General features: G+C 59.1%; 20 protein-coding genes. 15 read left to right on the forward strand and 5 right to left on the reverse strand.

Features of this window, described 5'->3' with window-relative positions; all coding sequences use genetic code 11:
• Positions 1 to 119 precede the first annotated feature (119 nt).
• Complete coding sequence (locus AC07X6_RS24180) at positions 120 to 2,252, forward strand: PKD domain-containing protein (RefSeq protein WP_494792639.1); 2,133 nt, start codon at positions 120 to 122, stop codon at positions 2,250 to 2,252.
• A gap of 111 nt (positions 2,253 to 2,363) precedes the next feature.
• Here AC07X6_RS24180 and rpmG read toward each other — a convergent pair whose 3' ends face one another.
• The 3 genes from rpmG to radC form a co-directional block, all read right to left on the reverse strand.
• The gene (gene rpmG / locus AC07X6_RS24185; RefSeq protein WP_010400929.1) at positions 2,364 to 2,531 is read right to left on the reverse strand and encodes a 50S ribosomal protein L33; all 168 of its coding nucleotides are present in this window, start codon (positions 2,529 to 2,531) and stop codon (positions 2,364 to 2,366) included.
• A 22-nt stretch (positions 2,532 to 2,553) separates the two neighbouring features.
• Positions 2,554 to 2,790: a 50S ribosomal protein L28 gene (rpmB, locus tag AC07X6_RS24190; protein WP_010400928.1), complete on the reverse strand. Its 237-nt coding sequence runs from the start codon at positions 2,788 to 2,790 to the stop codon at positions 2,554 to 2,556.
• Between the two features lie 247 nt (positions 2,791 to 3,037).
• On the reverse strand, positions 3,038 to 3,712 hold the full coding sequence (radC, locus tag AC07X6_RS24195) for a RadC family protein (RefSeq protein ID WP_494792646.1): 675 nt from the start codon (positions 3,710 to 3,712) through the stop codon (positions 3,038 to 3,040).
• A gap of 245 nt (positions 3,713 to 3,957) precedes the next feature.
• Here radC and AC07X6_RS24200 point away from each other — a divergent pair, with 245 nt between their 5' ends.
• From AC07X6_RS24200 to AC07X6_RS24230, 7 genes are all read left to right on the forward strand, one after another.
• A complete protein-coding gene (locus AC07X6_RS24200; RefSeq protein WP_494792640.1) occupies positions 3,958 to 5,817 on the forward strand; it encodes a LamG-like jellyroll fold domain-containing protein in 1,860 nt (619 codons plus the stop codon).
• Positions 5,818 to 5,951: 134 nt separating this feature from the next.
• The gene (locus tag AC07X6_RS24205; RefSeq protein WP_494792641.1) at positions 5,952 to 6,407 is read left to right on the forward strand and encodes an FKBP-type peptidyl-prolyl cis-trans isomerase; all 456 of its coding nucleotides are present in this window, start codon (positions 5,952 to 5,954) and stop codon (positions 6,405 to 6,407) included.
• A 9-nt stretch (positions 6,408 to 6,416) separates the two neighbouring features.
• Positions 6,417 to 7,364: a 4-hydroxy-3-methylbut-2-enyl diphosphate reductase gene (ispH, locus tag AC07X6_RS24210; RefSeq protein ID WP_092711203.1), complete on the forward strand. Its 948-nt coding sequence runs from the start codon at positions 6,417 to 6,419 to the stop codon at positions 7,362 to 7,364.
• Between the two features lie 295 nt (positions 7,365 to 7,659).
• Positions 7,660 to 8,589: a branched-chain amino acid ABC transporter permease gene (locus AC07X6_RS24215; RefSeq protein ID WP_034747477.1), complete on the forward strand. Its 930-nt coding sequence runs from the start codon at positions 7,660 to 7,662 to the stop codon at positions 8,587 to 8,589.
• 21 nt (positions 8,590 to 8,610) lie between these two features.
• A complete protein-coding gene (locus AC07X6_RS24220; RefSeq protein WP_215406554.1) occupies positions 8,611 to 9,828 on the forward strand; it encodes an ABC transporter permease subunit in 1,218 nt (405 codons plus the stop codon).
• Between the two features lie 13 nt (positions 9,829 to 9,841).
• Positions 9,842 to 10,615 (forward strand): ABC transporter ATP-binding protein, encoded by a 774-nt coding sequence (locus AC07X6_RS24225; protein ID WP_034747484.1) that lies wholly within the window; start codon positions 9,842 to 9,844, stop codon positions 10,613 to 10,615.
• Entirely contained in the window at positions 10,612 to 11,331 is a 720-nt protein-coding gene (locus AC07X6_RS24230; protein WP_230539760.1) for an ABC transporter ATP-binding protein, read from the forward strand. Before AC07X6_RS24225 ends, AC07X6_RS24230 begins: the two co-directional genes overlap by 4 nt.
• A gap of 140 nt (positions 11,332 to 11,471) precedes the next feature.
• Here AC07X6_RS24230 and AC07X6_RS24235 read toward each other — a convergent pair whose 3' ends face one another.
• Entirely contained in the window at positions 11,472 to 12,038 is a 567-nt protein-coding gene (locus AC07X6_RS24235; RefSeq protein WP_230539759.1) for a phasin family protein, read from the reverse strand.
• 350 nt (positions 12,039 to 12,388) lie between these two features.
• Here AC07X6_RS24235 and AC07X6_RS24240 point away from each other — a divergent pair, with 350 nt between their 5' ends.
• From AC07X6_RS24240 to pbpG, 3 genes are all read left to right on the forward strand, one after another.
• Positions 12,389 to 13,306, forward strand: coding sequence for a DMT family transporter (locus AC07X6_RS24240; protein WP_474292520.1), 918 nt, complete (start codon positions 12,389 to 12,391; stop codon positions 13,304 to 13,306).
• Between the two features lie 15 nt (positions 13,307 to 13,321).
• Positions 13,322 to 14,044, forward strand: coding sequence for a nitroreductase (locus AC07X6_RS24245; protein WP_494792642.1), 723 nt, complete (start codon positions 13,322 to 13,324; stop codon positions 14,042 to 14,044).
• Positions 14,045 to 14,221: 177 nt separating this feature from the next.
• Positions 14,222 to 15,295, forward strand: coding sequence for a D-alanyl-D-alanine endopeptidase (gene pbpG / locus AC07X6_RS24250; protein ID WP_494792643.1), 1,074 nt, complete (start codon positions 14,222 to 14,224; stop codon positions 15,293 to 15,295).
• A gap of 93 nt (positions 15,296 to 15,388) precedes the next feature.
• Here pbpG and AC07X6_RS24255 read toward each other — a convergent pair whose 3' ends face one another.
• Entirely contained in the window at positions 15,389 to 16,168 is a 780-nt protein-coding gene (locus AC07X6_RS24255) for an IclR family transcriptional regulator (protein ID WP_034785179.1), read from the reverse strand.
• 153 nt (positions 16,169 to 16,321) lie between these two features.
• On the opposite strand from AC07X6_RS24255, the gene AC07X6_RS24260 reads away from it, so the two are divergent.
• From AC07X6_RS24260 to AC07X6_RS24275, 4 genes are all read left to right on the forward strand, one after another.
• The gene (locus AC07X6_RS24260) at positions 16,322 to 16,705 is read left to right on the forward strand and encodes a diacylglycerol kinase (RefSeq protein ID WP_494792644.1); all 384 of its coding nucleotides are present in this window, start codon (positions 16,322 to 16,324) and stop codon (positions 16,703 to 16,705) included.
• Positions 16,706 to 16,835: 130 nt separating this feature from the next.
• A complete protein-coding gene (locus AC07X6_RS24265) occupies positions 16,836 to 17,840 on the forward strand; it encodes a sulfate ABC transporter substrate-binding protein (protein WP_494792645.1) in 1,005 nt (334 codons plus the stop codon).
• A gap of 53 nt (positions 17,841 to 17,893) precedes the next feature.
• A complete protein-coding gene (locus AC07X6_RS24270; protein WP_230539753.1) occupies positions 17,894 to 18,460 on the forward strand; it encodes an RBBP9/YdeN family alpha/beta hydrolase in 567 nt (188 codons plus the stop codon).
• 43 nt (positions 18,461 to 18,503) lie between these two features.
• Positions 18,504 to 19,142: a peroxiredoxin gene (locus AC07X6_RS24275; RefSeq protein ID WP_230539752.1), complete on the forward strand. Its 639-nt coding sequence runs from the start codon at positions 18,504 to 18,506 to the stop codon at positions 19,140 to 19,142.
• The last annotated feature ends 97 nt before the right edge of the window (positions 19,143 to 19,239 follow it).

Consider the following 19,239-nt stretch of genomic DNA (forward strand, 5'->3'; position numbering starts at 1 on the left):
CCGCCCAAAGCCGGATTCTGGAAAGGATCCGGCTTTTTTGTTCAGTAATCATTTGATGTAAATGACAATAATGTAAAATCCTTTCCATTGCAGTTTATTCAATTGGAAGGGATGTAGTGATGTCAAAGTTTGCAAGACATGTAACGTTTGCTGGTGTGATTGCGGCACTTTCAGCTTGTGGCGGTGGATCCTCGGCGCCTGCGCCCACGCTGGAGCCAGTCAAGCCCGATCCGATTGAAAAGGTCAATTTGGTCGTGAGCGGCACTGCGGCGACGGGCAAGGCCATGGGGGGAGTTGTACTTCACGGCAAATGTCAGGTAGGCGCGGCATCCGCAGCGACCGCCGAGGACGGCACATACAAGATGGCTATTCCTGATGGGAAATTGCCTTGTATCCTGCAAATTACTAATCCATCCGATGGCTCACTGCTGCATACGGTCGTGGCGGGGGAAGGCAGCCAAGCCGTGGCCAATATCACGCCGCTGACCTCCATGATCAGCGCGCGCGTCCTGGGCGGTGCTGCTGGCGCCGTATTTGCCAATTTCGATGCGGCACTGTTGTCAAAGTCCGTGACTGCTGCGGCGCTGGTGCATGCGCACACGGATGTGAGCAGTGTATTGGAGTCGACACTGTATCTCGGCTTCCTGAAGGACTTCATTGGCTCGCCTCTGAGGGCCGCCTCGCCAGCCGATATGCGTGCTGGCGACGAACATGACAAGGCGCTTGATCAGTTGTCCGCACGCTTCAACCAGGATCAGTTGCATCTGATTAACTCTGCCTTGGCAGGCAAGCAGACGATGACTGAAATGAAGAAGCTGATCGAGAGCATGAAAACCTTTCCTGATGCCGTAGCAGGCCCCGAACAGCGCGTCGCTATCGGTACCACGGTCACGCTTGATGCCAGTGCCAGCGTCGGGCCTGTTGCAGGGAAGCTGAGCTATGCCTGGAAAATAATGACCAAGCCGTTGGCCAGTACAGCGCAATTGCGTCATGCTGATACTGCCCATGCCACGTTTCAGGTGGACAGGCCAGGTCGCTACATGGTCAGCGTGGGTGTCAGCGACGACAGCAAGGTGTCTACCAGTTATGCCTACACCGATGTGATCGTCGCGCAGGATGTACCGTTCCTGACTACGCCTGATCTCATCCCGTCTGCCGGACCCACTCTTTCCTCTCAAGAGTATTGGAAAATCGACTACACGGGGACGAATTCAGGCTACTGCGATGTCTTCTCGGTATCGCGTTATGGCAGCAGTTATACGCCGGGCTTATGCACGTCCCGAGACAAGCTGATGGGAGACTTTTTCCTGAGTGGGCGGGTGGAAAATGATGGGCGGGTGACGCTCAATATGCGAATCAATCCGCAAGCGCCCGACAGCACGCAAGTGGCCGCCATCTTTTATGGTGTGTTAAAAGCCGATGGCACCGGGGGCGGTACCTGGAGCATTGCGAACAGCGCCGCGCAAGGCAGCTGGACCGCTACGCGCTATGCGGGAGAGGAGCGGCAGGTATCGCCCACACTCAGCAATCCGGAGGCCGGTTCCATCGCCGCCAGTAAAGACGCGATGGCGGGAATCTGGCGACGCCCGACCCAGCAGGTATTTCCCGAGTTCGCGCTGGTTCTTCCGAATGGGGAAACGGCTTGGCAGGTGAGTGCGTCTCCATCGCCCGACTCGGGGTCTGCTCGTGTGTTCGGCGGCTTTGTCCGCAATGGGAATGCCTGGGTACTGAACGCCGATGGCAAGATGTATGGATCGAAGAGCATCGACCAAGTGCAGGCAAGCGGCACAATTGTTCCCGGCGAGCGCATCATCGGCACTTTGGCCGTGGCCGGCGGAAAACCGATTACCTTATCTTTTGATTCCTACGCTGTGGACAATGCCCTGGCGCTCAGCCTGGAGGATATCAGTGGCACCTATGTGGGAGCGGGGGCGACGTATATTTCCCCGAGTGGTGCCATCAGCGGAACAACGGAGAGAGGCTGCAAGCTGCGCGGCAGCATTGCCGCCGCCATGCCTGGATCCAAAGCCAATCTGTTCCGCCTGAAGCTGACGTTTTATGGGCCGTCGTGGAACCCCAGTCTTTGTAATGAAACGGATATCGGTCCGGATTTCGATGGTTATGCGTACATGTCGGCATCAGGAACATCGCGCTACATGAACACCATTCTGCGGCCTGGCCTGTTACCGGTCGGCTTCAGTTCGGATAAATTCATGTATATCGGTTACAACTTGGGCACTAAGATACGCTAAAAAGAGGCCGGAGGAGTGCTGCGGCACTTTTCCGGCATCGCTTCATGCGCGCAGCGTCCATAAAAAAACCGCTCATCGGAGCGGCTTTTTCATCAGAGAACACAATATCAATTACTTGATTTTGGTTTCTTTGTACGTTACGTGCTTGCGTGCTTTAGGATCGAATTTCATGATCTCCATTTTCGCAGGCGTCGTACGCTTGTTTTTGGTGGTCGTGTAGAAGTGACCCGTACCGGCGGTCGATTCTAACTTGATTTTGTCGCGGCCTGATTTTGCCATGATAGCTCCCTTATTCTGCTAATTAGACTTTTTCGCCACGAGCGCGCATATCGACCAATACGGCGTCGATGCCGACTTTATCGATGACGCGCAGACCGGCGTTGGACAAACGCAGGGAGACCCAGCGGTTTTCAGATTCAACAAAAATACGACGATTCTGCAAGTTAGGCAAAAAACGACGTTTGGTTTTGTTGTTTGCATGGGAAACATTGTTGCCGACCATCGGCTTCTTCCCAGTGACTTGGCAAACACGTGCCATGGCGCACTCCTTAAAGATATTCCAAATTGGAAAAACGAGAGTATATCCAAAATAAGCCGATTTATCAATGACTTGCGAAAAACAATTGTGTCATGTTGTATTGAAATAATTTAACAATTTGACGTTTCCCCTTCGTCATAGGGGAAAGCACTGGTAAACAGCGCTGTTTACTGTTAGATAAGCGTCCCGCTGCTGTCACGTATGTCCTTGTTTACACATGGTTAACTGTGAATCGCCTGGCGCCGGCCTAGATCTGGCTATGTTCCGCAAACGAATGCACTTGCCGCCCGGCCACGACGAAATGGTCGAGGATGCGCACGTCCACCAGCGACAATGCTTGTACCAGCGCGCGCGTCAGCAATAAATCCGATTCGCTCGGTTCCGGCGAGCCGGACGGGTGGTTGTGCGCCAGCATGACGCTGGCCGCGTTGTGCAGCAGCGCCTGTTTCACCACTTCGCGCGGATACACGCTGGTGTGGGTGAGGGTGCCGCGAAACATTTCCTGGGTCGTGATCAGGCGGTTTTTGACGTCCAGAAACAACACGTGGAATGCTTCATGCGCCAGGTGGCCCAGGGTCAGGCGCAGATAGTCTTTCACCGCATGCGGCGAATTGAGGGCTTGCCCCGCCTGCAAGTCCTCGATGATGGCGCGCCGCGCCAGTTCCAGCACGGCTTGCAGTTGGGCAAACTTGGCGCTGCCCATGCCGTGCACGGCGGAAAAACTCACGAGGCTGGCGCCAAACAGGCCCCGCAGGGAGCCGAAGTGCTCGACCGTGTCGCGCGCCAGCTCCACGGCGCTCTTGCCGCGCACGCCCGTGCGCAGGAACACGGCCAGCAATTCCGCGTCCGACAGCGACTGCGCGCCATCCTCGATCAGGCGTTCGCGCGGCCGTTCGCCGGCCGGCCAATCCTTGATGCCCATCATGCCTCCCGTTCGCGCCCAGCTCGTCGTGGCGCCTGCCGACGATTGTCGCGCCTTCCCCGGGCGGCCATGCTGCGCTAGCTCGTCTTCCTGTCAATTCATAGTAAAAAAACAAAAACCAAGATGCCCGGCCCGGCCATTTTCAGGCGCTATCATTTGCCTGTCGTTGCATTCCATGCAAGTTGCAGCGACGGGGAGTCAGGGCCCTGAACTCAATGTCTTCCACGTGTTCTACAGGAGTCGTCATGCCATACATCAAAGTTATCAATGGAGTCATGCAAGAGTTCAACGCCGCTGGCGTCAACACGGGCAAGGTCAGCGGCATCGGCCTCAATTCGCACGCGTATCTGGAACACCGTAGCTGGAGTGTGACCGCACCGCTCGTTCCGGACCCGAAGAATCCCGATTACACCACCGATTTGCCGTATCTTGCGGCCAACGGCTTCAAGTACATCCAGGTCATGCTGGCGCCTTTCAATGGCAAGGCTGGCAGTTGGAACTGGGGCTATGTTGTGGGCGAGCCAAAGTTCGCCCCCGACAATACGCTAATCGATATGAATATCAATGCATCGTACTGGAGCGCTGTCACTGCGCTGCTCGATTGCGCGCTGGCCAATGGCATCGGCATCATCGCCTGCCCATTCTGGAATCCCTACGCCGTGCCGCAATTGGTGGGCGAAGCAGGCCCTGAGGGCGCCACAAAAGACGAACTGGCCGCAGTCGCGCGGGTCGCACTGGTCAATCCGCAATCGAAGACACGCCGCTACATGCGTGCCTTTGCCCAGGCTTTCGCACAGCACTACAGCAACCACCCCGGCATTGCCGCCTGGATGGCTGCGCAGGAACTGATGGCCGTGACCGAGATTGACTTGAATGCCGCCCGTGAAATCATCCAGGAGACGGCGCAATTGCTGCGCGACAATGATGCACTGGCGCGGATGATTTCGTCCGGCAATGCGGGCATTGCCCATACTTCGCCCCGTCAAGGCTCCTTGCAGCAATACGTCTCGGAAACCCTGCCATTCCTGAATCCGGATCCGGTCGACTGTCTTTGCGAAAACCTGTTCCCGGGTAACGAATATGTCAGCAGCGGCCTGACTGACAGTGCGGATTTGCCATCCGATTTCGTTTCGTCTTCGCTCGCTTATCTGCAAGTGATGCAGCGCGCGGCCAAGAACTTGGGCAAACCGTATTACCTTGGCAGCTTTTGCCTGTCGAAAAAGCAAGAGCTGGCATTGCAAGATACCGAGCGGCAAGACAACTTGCACGCGTTGCTGAGCGCCATACGCCGTACGGGCGTGCAACTGGCGTGCTATTGGGACTGGAATGGGGGCAAGTCGATGGAAGACAAAGGTCTGAACCTGGTGGAGACGCCGGCGTTCAGCAACAAACGCAAAGCTGTATGGAACGCCTTGCGCGGCGAAGATGCCATGCGTCCGGCGCCGCCTACGCCTTGCTTCGGCGTGACGAAAACCTTGCAATTCCAGCCTGGCCTGATGTTGACCGTACCGTCGTCCGCGCGCTACGAGAGCGCGGATTTTTCGCTGTCGTATTGCATCCGGCAGCAGGCTTTCTCCTCGACCGTTGCTCTGGCGCAGGCTTTGGTAGCGCATCAGGCGAACAAGAAAGGATGGGCGCTGCTGACGCAGGATATCAAGACGTTCCTGTATTTATTCAATGGCGTTGGCGACAATGGCCTGGGCGCCAACAGCAATGGGCACGGCTTGACGGTGGACATTCCCAACCGCTGGTTCCGCTGTACTTATACTGTGAAGCATGATGGACGCATCAGCCTGTATGTGGATGATTTCCTCATGTATCAGAGTTTGCAAAACATGGCGCCGCCATTCTTGAATGCCACTGGCACCCCGCTGGTGATCGGCCGCGCCGTGCATGCGCAGGAGCAGGGCGCGCCCGCGTGGCAGTTGTCGGACGTCATCCTGTACGACCGCGTGCTGACACCGAAGGAAGTGTATGACTATGGCCAGTATGGCATCGTGCACCGGCCGGTGGGGCGCTGGAAGCTCGACGGCAACCTGGAAGACAGCTCCGGCTTCGGCAATCACGCCACCACGCCTGGTGGGTTGACGTACGTCAACGTCTGATTCGCCGATCCGACGTCGGATGTGTTGCGCGGCCATGTTTTTTGACAAAAGCATGGCCGCGCCGAGATGGCATGGGGCGCGCTGGCTCAGGGTGGCTTACAATATCGTTTTGCACCAGTTACTTGAAAACTACTATGTCCAACGAGCAACCAGCAGTCGTCACCGAAGCGGCTTACCTCACCTTGCATTATCGTCTTGCCACTGTTGACGGTACTGACATTGTCACGACCTTCAGCGGCAATCCCGCGACCTTGATGCTGGGACAGGGCCAGCTGGCGCCGTTCCTCGAGCAGCGCTTGCTGGGCTTGCCTGAAGGCACGCACCAGACGTTCGAGCTGGCTGCCGGCGAAGGCTTTGGCGAGCGCAATCCCGAGCTGGTGCAGTCCGTCTCGCGCGCGACCCTGGACGAAAACTCCGTGCCGGGCGCCGACTACAAGATCGGCGACCTGGTCGACTTCGCCGCGCCGGGCGGCGGCCGTTTTGCCGGCGTGCTGCGCGAAATGCGCAAGGACTCGGCCCTGTTCGACTTCAACCATCCGCTGGCGGGCCAGCCGCTGCGTTTCGAAGTCAAGCTCATTTCGGTCCTGTAAGGAATAGCGATGGATAAAGAACTGTTACTGGCCCAGCCCCGCGGTTTCTGCGCTGGCGTCGATCGCGCGATCGAAATCGTCGAACGCGCCTTGCAGCAATTTGGCGCACCGATCTACGTGCGCCATGAAATCGTCCACAACGCCTACGTGGTGGCCGACTTGCGCAACAAGGGCGCCATCTTCATCGACGACCTCGATGACGTGCCTGCTGGCAATACACTCGTGTTTTCCGCCCATGGCGTCTCGAAAGCCGTGCGCGCCGAGGCGGAATCGCGCGGCCTGAGCATTTTTGACGCGACTTGCCCGCTGGTCACCAAGGTGCACATGGAAGTGGGCAAGATGCGCCGCGAAGGCCGCGAGATCATCATGATCGGCCACGATGGCCATCCCGAGGTGGAAGGCACCATGGGCCAGGCCGATATGGGCATGCATCTGGTGGAAACGCTCGACGATGTGGCGAACTTGCAGGTCGCCAATCCGGACAGCCTGGCCTATGTTTCGCAAACAACGTTGTCAGTTGACGACACTAGCGACATTATTGCGGCCTTGAAAGCGAAATATCCGAATATCGCCGAGCCGAAAAAAGGCGACATTTGCTACGCCACCACCAACCGCCAGGAAGCCGTGAAATTCATGGCCCCGCAAGTGGAAGTGGTGATCGTCGTGGGCAGCCCGAACAGCTCGAATTCGAACCGCTTGCGCGAAGTGGCCGAGAAGATGGGCACGCCGGCCTACATGGTCGACAATGCCTCGCAGATCGATCCCGCCTGGCTGGAAGGCAAGCTGCGCGTGGGTGTGACGGCTGGCGCCTCGGCGCCCGAGGTGCTGGTGCAAGCCGTCATCGACCGCCTGAAAGAGTGCGGCGTGAAGAGCGTGCGCCCGCTCGATGGCGTGCAGGAAGCCGTCACGTTCCCGATGCCGAAAGGCCTCGACGGCATCAAGCGCGACGTCGCCTGAGGCCATAGGGCGATTGAGTATCGATGAAATAGTTACCTCAAAACCGAATTTAATTCGGGAATGATCGATTTATTCCAAGCTTAGTTTTTGCAAAAGATCGTTATGATTGCCTCAAGCTTGAATATGTTGTCGTTATGACTAAGCAAGGTCACGCCCATTTTGAGTGCGTGCACCATGCTGGTGAGAACGGTCCAGGGATGGCACTGCAGGAATTCTTCCTCCGGTGCCGTTTTTATATCAACGGCATATTCTGGCGGAAGTTGTTCCCGAAAAATGCATATTTGATAGGGCAATCATGGATACATTCATCCAGCAGATCATCAACGGCCTGGTGTTGGGCAGCATGTATGCCTTAGTCGCCCTCGGTTACACCATGGTGTACGGCGTGTTGAACCTGATCAACTTCGCCCACGGCGACGTGCTCATGATCGGCGCCATGGTGGGCTTGACCATCCTCAAGCTGCTGGGCATTTATGTGCCCGACTGGCCCGGCTATCTGAAACTGGCCACCGCCATCCTCGGCGCCATTCCCATCTGTATTCTGGTCAACATCATCATCGAGCGGGTCGCCTACCGCCGCCTGCGCAACGCCCCCCGCCTCGCCCCCCTGATTACCGCCATCGGCGTTTCCATCCTCTTGCAAACCTTTGCCATGATGATCTGGACGCGCAATCCCTTGCCCTTCCCGCAATTGCTGTCGACCGACCCGATCAACATAGGCGGCGCCGTGATTTCGCAAACGCAAGTGCTGCTGCTGGCCCTGGCCGCGCTGTCGATGGGCGGATTGGTGTTGCTGGTGGAAAAAACACGCATGGGCCGCGCCATGCGCGCCACGGCGGAAAACCCCCGCGTGGCCGGGCTCATGGGCGTCGATTCCGACAAGGTCATCGTCGCCACCTTTGCCATCGGCGCCGCGCTGGCGGCCGTGGCGGGCGTGATGTGGGGCGCCAACTATGCCTCGATTCAATTCTCCATGGGGGCCATCCCCGGCCTGAAAGCCTTTTGCGCGGCCGTGCTGGGCGGCATCGGCAATATCTATGGCGCCATGCTGGGCGGTATCTTGCTGGGCATTATAGAGAGCCTGGGCGCCGGCTATATCGGCGACATCACGGGCGGTTTCCTGGGCAGCCACTACCAGGATATCTTTGCCTTCGTCGTACTGATCATCGTGCTGACCCTGCGCCCGTCCGGCATCATGGGCGAACGCGTGGCCGACCGTGCCTGATGTGACACTGGGAGATTAATCATGGCACTACTCGATTTCGACGCAAAAAAGAATCCGGCCAAAGCCTACGCCGGCATGCTGGGCCTGGCCGCGCTGCTGATGGTGTTCCCGTTTTTTGCCGCCCAGTTCGGCAATTCATGGGTGCGCATCATCGACATGGCCTTGCTGTACATCATGCTGGCCCTGGGCCTGAACATCGTCGTCGGCTTCGCCGGCCTGCTCGACCTCGGCTACATCGCCTTCTATGCCGTGGGCGCCTACCTGACGGCCTTGCTGGCCTCGCCCCAGTTCGCCATCCTGCTCGAATCGGTGGTGAACCAGTATCCCGTGCTGGGCGAAACCCTGGTGCAGCTGATGGGGCCGGAAATCCGCGAGAACGGCATCCATTTGTCGATCTGGATCATCGTGCCCCTGGCCGCCGCGGTGGCGGGCCTGTTCGGCGCCCTGCTGGGTGCGCCCACATTAAAATTGCGCGGCGACTATCTGGCCATCGTGACCCTGGGCTTTGGCGAGATCATCCGCATTTTCATGAACAATTTGAACGACCCGATCAATTTCACGAATGGCCCGCAAGGCATCAATTTGATCGACCCCATCCGCATCTTCGGCGTCAACCTGGCGGGCGAGGCGGGTACCAACAGCACCGTCACGGTGGCCGGTTTTTCCATGCCGTCCGTGAATGCGTATTACTTTTTGTTCCTCTTCCTGTGCATCGCCGTCGTGTTCGTCACCAAGCGCCTGCAGCATTCGCGCCTGGGCCGCGCCTGGGTGGCCATCCGCGAAGACGAGATCGCCGCGAAAGCCATGGGCATCAACACGCGCAACGTGAAATTGCTGGCCTTTTCCATGGGCGCCTCGTTCGGCGGCGTGGCCGGCGCCATGTTTGCCTCGTTCCAGGGCTTTGTCTCGCCGGAATCGTTTTCGCTGACGGAATCGATCGCCGTGCTGGCCATGGTGGTGCTGGGCGGCATCGGCCATATCCCCGGCGTCATTCTCGGCGGCGTGATCCTGGCATCCATTCCCGAAGTGCTGCGCCACGTGGTGGAGCCGGCCCAGCAGGCGCTGTTCGGCCACGTGGTGATCGAGGCGGAAGTGCTGCGCCAGTTGCTGTACGGCCTGGCCATGGTGTTGATCATGCTCAACCGTCCAGCGGGCCTGTGGCCCTCGCCGAAGCACGAAGACCGGCCCGACCATGATGTGGATCAACCCAACAAATCAACCGGCGTCGTGTCCGCTTAAGGAGGCAAGTACCATGAGCGAACAGATCATCTTGAATATTGCCGGCGTCAATAAACGTTTCGGCGGCCTGCAGGCGCTCACCGACGTGGGTATTACCATCCGGCAAGGCCAGATCTATGGCTTGATCGGCCCGAACGGCGCCGGCAAGACCACTTTCTTTAACGTGATCACGGGCCTGTACCAGCCCGACACGGGCACTTTCGAGCTGGCCGGCAAGCCGTATTCGCCGTCCGCGCCGCACAAGGTGGCCAAGGCGGGCATTGCGCGGACCTTCCAGAACATCCGCCTGTTTGGCGACATGACGGCGCTGGAAAACGTCATGGTGGGACGCCACGTGCGCTCGCACCAGGGCGTATTCGGCGCCATCTTCCGCCACAAGGCGGCGCGCGAGGAAGAGGCGTCGATCCGCAAGCGGGCGATGGAATTGCTCGATTTCGTCGGCATCGCCCAGTTCGCCAGCCGCACGGCGCGCTTTTTGTCGTACGGCGACCAGCGGCGCCTGGAAATCGCCCGCGCGCTGGCCACCGATCCGCAACTGCTGGCGCTCGACGAGCCGGCGGCCGGCATGAATGCGACGGAAAAGCTGGCCCTGCGCGAGTTGCTGGTGAAAATCAAGGCGGAAGGCAAGACCGTGCTGTTGATCGAGCACGACGTGAAACTGATGATGGGACTGTGCGACCGCATCACGGTGCTCGAATATGGCAAGCGCATCGCGGAAGGCTTGCCGGCCGAAATACAACAAAACCCGGCCGTCATCGAGGCTTACCTGGGGGGATCGCACGCATGAGCAACATATTGAAGGTAGCGGGCCTGCACGTGGCTTACGGCGGCATCAAGGCCGTCAAGGGTATCGACCTGGAAGTGAACGAAGGCGAGCTGATCGCCCTGATCGGCGCGAACGGCGCCGGCAAGACGACGACCTTGAAAGCCATCACGGGCACTTTGCCGGCCTGCAAGGTCGAGGGCACGATCAGCTACCTGGGCGAGTCGCTCAAGGGGAGCAAGTCGTTTCACCTGGTGGAAAAGAAACTGGCCATGGTGCCGGAAGGGCGGGGCGTGTTTACCCGCATGTCGATCCGTGAAAACCTCATGATGGGCGCTTACACGCGCACGGACAAGGCCGGCGTCGAGGATGACATCGCCAAGTGGTTCGACGTGTTTCCCCGCCTGAAAGAGCGGGCGGCGCAGATGGCCGGCACCTTGTCGGGCGGCGAGCAGCAGATGCTGGCCATGGCGCGCGCCCTGATGAGCCATCCGAAGCTGTTGCTGCTCGACGAGCCGTCGATGGGCCTGTCGCCCATCATGGTCGAGAAAATCTTCGAGGTGATCCGCAAGGTGTCGTCCGAAGGCATCACGATTCTGCTGGTCGAACAGAATGCCCGCCTGGCCCTGCAGGCGGCGCACCGCGGCTATGTGATGGATTCCGGCCTGGTCACCATGGGCGGCAACGCGGCCGCCATGCTCGACGACCCGCGCGTGAAGGCGGCGTATCTGGGGGAGTAATGGCGGGAAAGTAAAAGCGCATAAAAAATGCCCCAGCTGGGCTGGGGCATAATGGCATCCGTCGGGGAAGTGCGGGATGGACGCCTGGAGGAGCTGGTACTAAAGTAAAACAGCAGACCGCCGCAGCGGCCGCTTGGTAATTACTTGGCAGCCGTGCGCGGCACGATTTTTTCGGCCGCTTGCGTGAACTGGTTCACGGCCGAGGTCAGGTTCGCTTCGATGGCTTCGACGGCTTGCTTGCTGGTTTTCGAGAATTGCTCGTAGCCTGCATTGGCGTTGCCGATGGCGCTTTTCAGGATGGCGACGGCGTTTTCCGAACCGGCTGGCGCGTTCTTGGTGACTTCTTCCACCAGCGACAGGACTTTGCGGTTGGTTTCAGCGATTTGCGATTCAGCTGCTTTGCTGAACTCGGCTTGCGTGCCGGACGTGATGGCAGCCAGGTGACGGCCGTAAGCGATGGCTTTTTCGGCGCCAGGCTGGGCTTGAGCAGCGCTCAGCGAGAAGAATTCTTGTGGATCTTTTGCCGACAGCAATTGCTTGGCGGCGGCGGTCGATTCTTCCAGCGTTGCCTTGGCAGCGGTCAGGTTCAGTTCGACGATCTTTTCGATGCCTTCGAAGGCTTTGCCCGTCAGCGACGAGAACAGGGCGAATTGGGCTTCCAGGTTGGCTTTGGTAGCGGACGAAAATTGCTCAGGAATTGAAAACATATAAATCTCCAAAAAATCGAAATCTGGTTAATTTGATGCTGCGTGTACCGTTTGGGAAAGCAGGTGAATCTAAATTTTTCAAGCTGAACAAGAATTGTGCAACGCAACAAACCCTATTCTACGGCGAAAAAAAATGAAGTCAAGCGATTCTTGTGCGATGCAACAATTGAATAGATTTGCATCAAAAACCATTGTTTCTAAAGAGAAATATTTGATTTCTGGGTGTTAATGGTTTAACCCTAAACTGTTATTTCCCCGCCTTTCAGGACGGGTGCGGCGCAGCATGCTAGACTTTGCCTCCCGCACTGGCGCAGCGCCCCGGTGCCGATCCCGTTTCCCGAGTTGATACCATGTCCAATCTTCCCGCCGCGGCTGGCGCCAGCGGCAAAGCCACTTTCCTGACCACTGCGGCGCCGATGGCCTTGCCCGCCTTCTTTGTGTTGTTATGGAGCACAGGTTTTATCGTGGCCAAGTTCGGCTTGCCGTATGCGCCGCCGCTGACCTTTTTGCTGCTGCGCTTCCTGGGCGTGCTGGTGATCCTGCTGCCGCTGGTGCTGCTGTTGCGCGCGCCGTGGCCCGTGGGGCAGTTCCGCCAGATCGCCGTGGCCGGCATTTTGATGCAGGCCGGCTACCTGGCAGGCGTCTGGTGCGCCATCAAGCTGGGCATGCCGGCCGGCCTGTCCGCCCTGATCGTCGGCATGCAGCCCGTGCTGACGGCCTGCGCCGCGCCATTGATCGGCGAATCCGTGCGTCCGCGCCAGTGGCTGGGCCTGTTCTTCGGCTTGCTGGGCGTGGCCCTCGTCGTCTACGCGAAGATCAACCTCGTGGGCCTGACCGTGGAAAGCGTGCTGCTGTGCGTGTTCGCGCTGCTGTCGATGACGGCCGGCACCATGTACCAAAAACGCCACTGTCCCCAGTTCGACTTGCGCACCGGCACGGTGGTGCAGTTTGCCGCTTCCATCGTGGTCGTGTTGCCGTTCGCCTTGTATTACGAAGGCTTGGACCTGCATTTCAGCAATGTGCAATGGACGGCGAATTTTATCGGCGCCTTGCTGTGGTCGGTACTCGTGCTGTCCATCGGCGCCATCTTCCTGCTGTTCGCCCTGATTCGGCGCAGCGACGCGACGAAAGTGACGGGCTTGCTGTACCTGACGCCGCCCACGACGGCCGTGATGGCCTGGCTGATGTTTGGCGAAGCCTTTAATATGCTGGGTATTGCCGGCATGCTGGTGGCCGTGGTCGGTGTAGTGTTTGTCGTCAAGAAATAGCAGGAGAGCAGGGCAGTGAGCAAGCTAGCATCTGAAGAAATACAGTCGGCGCAGCAAGCCGTCGATGGCGTCATCCTGTCGCGCCGCTCGATCCGCGCTTTTCTGCCCACGCCGGTGGCGCAGGACGATATCGCGCGCATCCTGGAAGTGGCGGCGCGCGCGCCCTCGGGCGCCAACATGCAGCCGTGGAAAGTGTATGTGCTGTCGGGCGAAGCGCGCCTGCGCCTGTCGCGCCGCATCCTCGCCGCCTACGATGCACCGAAGGCGCCCGATGCGCCCGCGCGTACGGCCTCGTACACGTATTACCCGCGCCAGTGGACGGCGCCGTTCATCGAGCGGCGCCGCAAGATCGGCCTGGACCTGTACCAGCTGCTGGGCCTGGAACGGGGCGACACGGCCGGCATGGCGGCCCAGCATGGACGCAATTTCCAGTTCTTCGACGCGCCCGTGGGCCTGATCTTCACCATCGAGCGGGTGCTGGAGCAGGGTTCCTGGCTCGATTACGGCATGTTCTTGCAAAATATCATGCTGGCGGCGCGCGCGCGCGGGCTCGACACCTGCCCGCAAGCGGCCTTCATCCATTACCATGACATCATCCGCGAAGAGCTGGGCATACCGGCCAGCGAAATGGTGGTGTGCGGCATGGCCCTCGGCCATGCAGACCCGGACAGGATCGAGAACCGCTTGAGCACGGAACGCGAACCGCTGGCCGGCTTTGTTAAATTCATGGACAAATAGACATTACCAGCGATGGGCACCGGCAAACAGCCGCTTAAGGATGAGCTTGTTTGCGGATCGCTAACGGTTTGTATTTCATTGCTGCAATAAATACTGTCCCAACTGTTAAATGGGCTTGCGATTACTCTGCATTTCGCTACACTGCAATAAGGCAACAGCTTCACGGGGAATTATCGAATGGCTAAGTTTAAACTGGCGCTGGGTGTCCTGGCTTCCCTGCTGTTTGCACTGGCGCCGGCTGCGGCCGTGCACGCCAGGGATGCGAACGGCAAATCCTCAGCCGCGAAGAAACACAACACCAAGAAAGTCAAAGTCGTGCTGCGCAAGGGTGCGACGGCCGCGCCGCGCGAAAAGAGCGTGCGCCGGGTCGTCATGGTGCGCGGCAAGCGCAAGGTCATCTATCAGAAAGTCACCAGCGTGGCCGTGCCCATGGCCGCCCCGATGCCCACCATGGGCGACCTGGCGGGCCTGAACCTGACGCGCGATCCGCTCGACCTGAAATCGAGCGTGGCGCTGGTGCTGGACCAGGCCAACTCGGAAGTATTGTTTGAAAAGAATTCGAATGTGGCCCTGCCCATCGCCTCCATCACCAAGATGATGACAGGCCTGGTGGTGGTCGAAGCGCGCCAGGACATGGATGAAGTGCTGACGATCACGGACGAGGACGTCGACCGCGCCAAGTTCAGCAGCTCGCGCCTGAAAGTGGGTTCGCAATTGACGCGCGCCAATATGCTGCACATTGCCCTGATGAGCTCGGAAAACCGCGCCGCCTCGGCGCTGGGCCGCAATTATCCGGGCGGCTTGTCCGCGTTTGTCGACGCCATGAACAGCAAGGCGCGCCAGCTGGGCATGATGGATACGCATTACGTCGATTCCAGCGGCTTGTCGAAAATGAACGTGGCCAGCGCGCGCGACCTGGGCAAGCTGGCCATGGCCGCCTTCCGCCATCCGCTGCTGCGCGAGTACTCGACGGACCCGAAAGCCATCGTCGAAGCCAGCGGCCAGCCCATGCAGTTTGGCAATACGAATCACCTGGTGGCCAATCCCGGCTGGGAAATCGGCTTGCAAAAGACGGGTTTTATCAATGAGGCGGGACGTTGTCTGATGATGCAGGCCGTCATCGAAGGACGGGCCGTGATCATGGTCTTCCTTGATTCCAAGGGGAAACAATCGCGTACGGCCGATGCGGGACGCATGCGCAAGTGGCTCGAAGCACTCAAACCCGCCAACATGAGCCTGCCTGGCGGTTAAAAATGTCCATGGCTGCGTTGCACTAACTCGCCGTACTAGTCGTACTGTCTTCGTTAGTGCGCCTTGCCCTGAACATTTTTATGCGGCAGTGCTTTAGTCTTGGGGGATATAACCCAGGGTGACGGAAATCTGGTTCGCCGTCTCCACCAGGTCCACCAGCCACTCATCCTGCAGGCGGTCGGCGGGGGCGGAAATCGACAGGCCGGCGATCAGCTTGCCCGAGTCGTCGCGGATGCCGGCGGCCATGCAGCGCACACCCAGTTCCAGCTCTTCATTGTCGCGCGCATAGCCGCGCTCGCGCACCAGGCTCAGCTCGCGCTCGAGTTTCTGCAGATCCGTGATGGAATTCTTGTTGTGCCCGGCCAAGCCCGTGCGCGTGGCGTAGGCGCGGATGGCTTTCGGCTCGTCGACGGAGAGGAATAATTTACCTGTCGAAGTCAGGTGCAGCGGGCCGCGGCCGCCGATGGCGCGCACCACCTGCATGCCCGAGCGCTCGGAAAAGGCGCGGTCGATGTAGACGATCTCGTCGCCCTGGCGCACGGACAGGTTGATCGTTTGCTGGGTTTTCTTGTGCAGCTGGCGCATGAAGTCCAGCGCCGCTTCGCGCACGCTGAGGCGGCTTTTCACCACATTGCCCAGTTCCAGCAGGCGCATGCCCAGCCGGTAGGTACCCGGTTCGATGCGGTCGACAAAGCGCGTCAGCACCATGTCGTTGAGGATGCGGTGCGCCGTCGAGGGATGCAGGCCCGATACTTTGGACAATTCCTTCAGGCTGACCGGGTCGGAATATTTGGCCAGGGCATCGAGCAGGGCGACCATGCGTTCGATGACCTGGATCGTTGTCTTGGGGGCAGCGACCGGTTCAATTTTCATGATGGATTTGGTGCAATGCAGTATTCATGCTTCTTTATACCATGATGTGAAAAAATAGTGAAATGTTCCGAGATATTCAGCGAATAAATTGTCACAATTCTCATGTTGGCCGTCATAATTGACGGCTGGATGGACTTTGAATCATGGATAACTATGCAACCTGTAAATGAATTCAAGAGCAAAAGCGGCTTGAAACGGATTTTTTCCGCCTTTTTTTATTCGCTCGACGGCTTGAAGGCGGCCTGGCGCCACGAACACGCGTTCCGCCAGGAACTGAGCCTGTTCGTCGTCGGCACCGTGATCGCCTTGCTGCTGCGCATCTCCGCGTTTGAAAAGCTGGTGCTGATCGGCGTATTGCTGCTGGTCCTCATCGTTGAACTGATCAATTCCGCGCTGGAAGCCGTGGTCGACCGCATTTCGCTGGAACGCCACCTGCTGTCGAAGAACGCCAAGGACTTCGGCAGCGCCGCCGTGCTGCTGACCTGCATCCTGGCCTTTGCCACGTGGTCTGTGGTGCTGTTCAACCGCTTCTATTAACCGCTAAATCCCCGTTACGCGCCGTCCATATGCGAAAATCGCATATCAAACGGCGAAACGCTTCGTTCTCTTTGCGGCCGTTGCGCCGTAATCTGGTGGTTCTGAAAGTTCAACCATACGGGGATCTTAGATGCTGTCGAAAAAAATCATCATTGCCGCCGCCCTCAGCGCGTTTGCCATTCTGCAAACGGCGCAGGCTGCCGATATCACCCTGCTCAACGTGTCATACGACCCGACGCGCGAGCTGTACCAGGATGTGAATACGGCATTTGCCAAGGAATGGAAAGGCAAGACGGGCGACAACGTCAAGATCAAGCAATCGCACGGCGGTTCCGGCAAGCAGGCGCGTGCCGTCATCGACGGCCTGGAAGCGGACGTCGTCACGTTGGCCCTGGCCTACGACATCGATGCGCTGGCCGAGCACAAGCTGCTGGCCGCCGACTGGCAAAAGCGCCTGGCGCATAACAGCTCGCCTTACACCTCGACCATCGTGTTTCTGGTGCGCAAGGGTAACCCGAAAGGCATCAAGGATTGGAACGACCTGATCAAGCCGGGCGTATCCGTCATCACGCCGAACCCGAAAACCTCGGGCGGCGCCCGCTGGAACCATCTGGCAGCGTGGGGTTACGCCTTGCGCCAGCCGGGCGGCAGCGAAGCGAAGGCCAGGGATTTCCTCGGCAAACTGTATAAAAACGTGCCCGTGCTCGATTCCGGCGCGCGCGGCGCCACCACCACCTTCGTCGAACGGGGCATCGGCGACGTGCTGATCGCCTGGGAAAACGAAGCGTATCTGGCCGTCAAGGAACTGGGTCCGACCAAGTTCGACATCATCACGCCGTCCGTCAGCATCCTGGCCGAGCCGCCCGTCGCCGTCGTCGACAAGTTTGCCGACAAGCACGGTACGCGCAAGGTGGCCGAGGCTTACCTGAACTACCTGTACACGGACGAAGCGCAAGACATCATCGCCAAGAACTACTACCGTCCAGCAACGGACAAGGCGGCGAAGAAATACGCGTCGCAATTCGCCAAGGTTAACCTGTTCACCATCGAGCAAGTGGCCGGCGGCTGGACGGCGGCACAGAAGGCGCATTTTGCCGACGGCGGCATCTTCGACCAGATCTATCAGCCGAAGTAATCTTCACCGGCAGGCGGCAACGCTTGCCGGAATCGATCACTAAAGGACACATCATGGCGCTGCGCAGCTTTTCCGATTACCGGGTACTGATCGTGCCGGGCTTGCATAACAGCGGTCCCGAGCACTGGCAGAGCCGCTGGCAGCGCCTGTATCCGCAATTCGAGCGGGTCGAGCAGGATGACTGGAACGCACCCGACCTGGCCACCTGGTCGGCGCGCCTGGACCAGGTGCGGCGGCAGGATGCGCGCCCGACCCTGATCGTCGCCCACAGCTTCGGCTGCCTGACGACGGCGCACAGCCTGGCGCGCGACCCGCACGGCGTGGCCGGCGTGCTGCTGGTGGGGCCGGCCGACCCGGACAAGTTCGGCGTGGCCAAGGCTTTGCCGCAAAAGCGCCTGCCTTGCCCGGGCATCCTGATCGCCAGCCAGACGGACCCTTGGATGACGGCCGAGCACGCCACGCAGTGGGCGCGGCGCTGGAATTGCAAGTATATTGATGGCGGTGCGCTGGGCCATATCAACGCAGAGTCGCGCCTTGGCGACTGGGTTTATGGCCAGGCGCAACTGCAAACGCTGTTTGATCTGGCGCAAAGCGACAAACGCCACCGTCAGGCAGCCTGATACGACGAACATCTTCACTACACAACCTCTCAAGGAGATCACGATGACTTTACGCCTGGGCGATGTCGCCCCTGATTTTGAACAAGACAGCTCGATCGGCCCGCTCAGGTTCCACGAGTGGGCGGGCAATTCCTGGGTAGTGCTGTTTTCCCACCCGGCCGACTTTACGCCCGTGTGCACGACGGAACTGGGCCTGACGGCCAAGCTCAAGCCGGAATTCGACAAGCGCAACGTGAAGGCCATCGCCCTGTCCGTGGACGCGGCCGAGTCGCACAAGAGCTGGATCAAGGATATCGAAGAGACGCAAAACACGGTGGTGGGCTTCCCCATCATCGCCGACGTCGACAAGAAAGTGTCGGTGCTGTACGACATGATTCACCCTGAACAGTCCGTCACGGCTACCGTGCGCTCCGTCTTCATCATCGACCCGAACAAGAAAGTACGGCTGATCCTCACGTATCCGCTCAGTACGGGCCGCAACTTCAATGAAATCCTGCGCGTCATCGACGCCTTGCAGCTGACGGACGGCTACACGGTGGCCACGCCCGGCAACTGGCAAGACGGCGACGACGTCATCATCCCCTTGACCGTGCAAGACCCGGAGGTGATCAAGCAGAAGTATCCGAAGGGTTTTACGGCCGCCAAGCCATATCTCCGGTTGACGCCGCAGCCAAACAAGTAATTCCGGGGTCAGACCCGTCGGGTCTGACCCCAGCCGTCAAGGTGTTGGGTTAATTGTGTGCCCACCCCAACCCTACCCCAAGAGCCGGGGTCGGACC

Source organism: Janthinobacterium sp. GW460-12-1-14-LB5 (genome assembly GCF_059423585.1).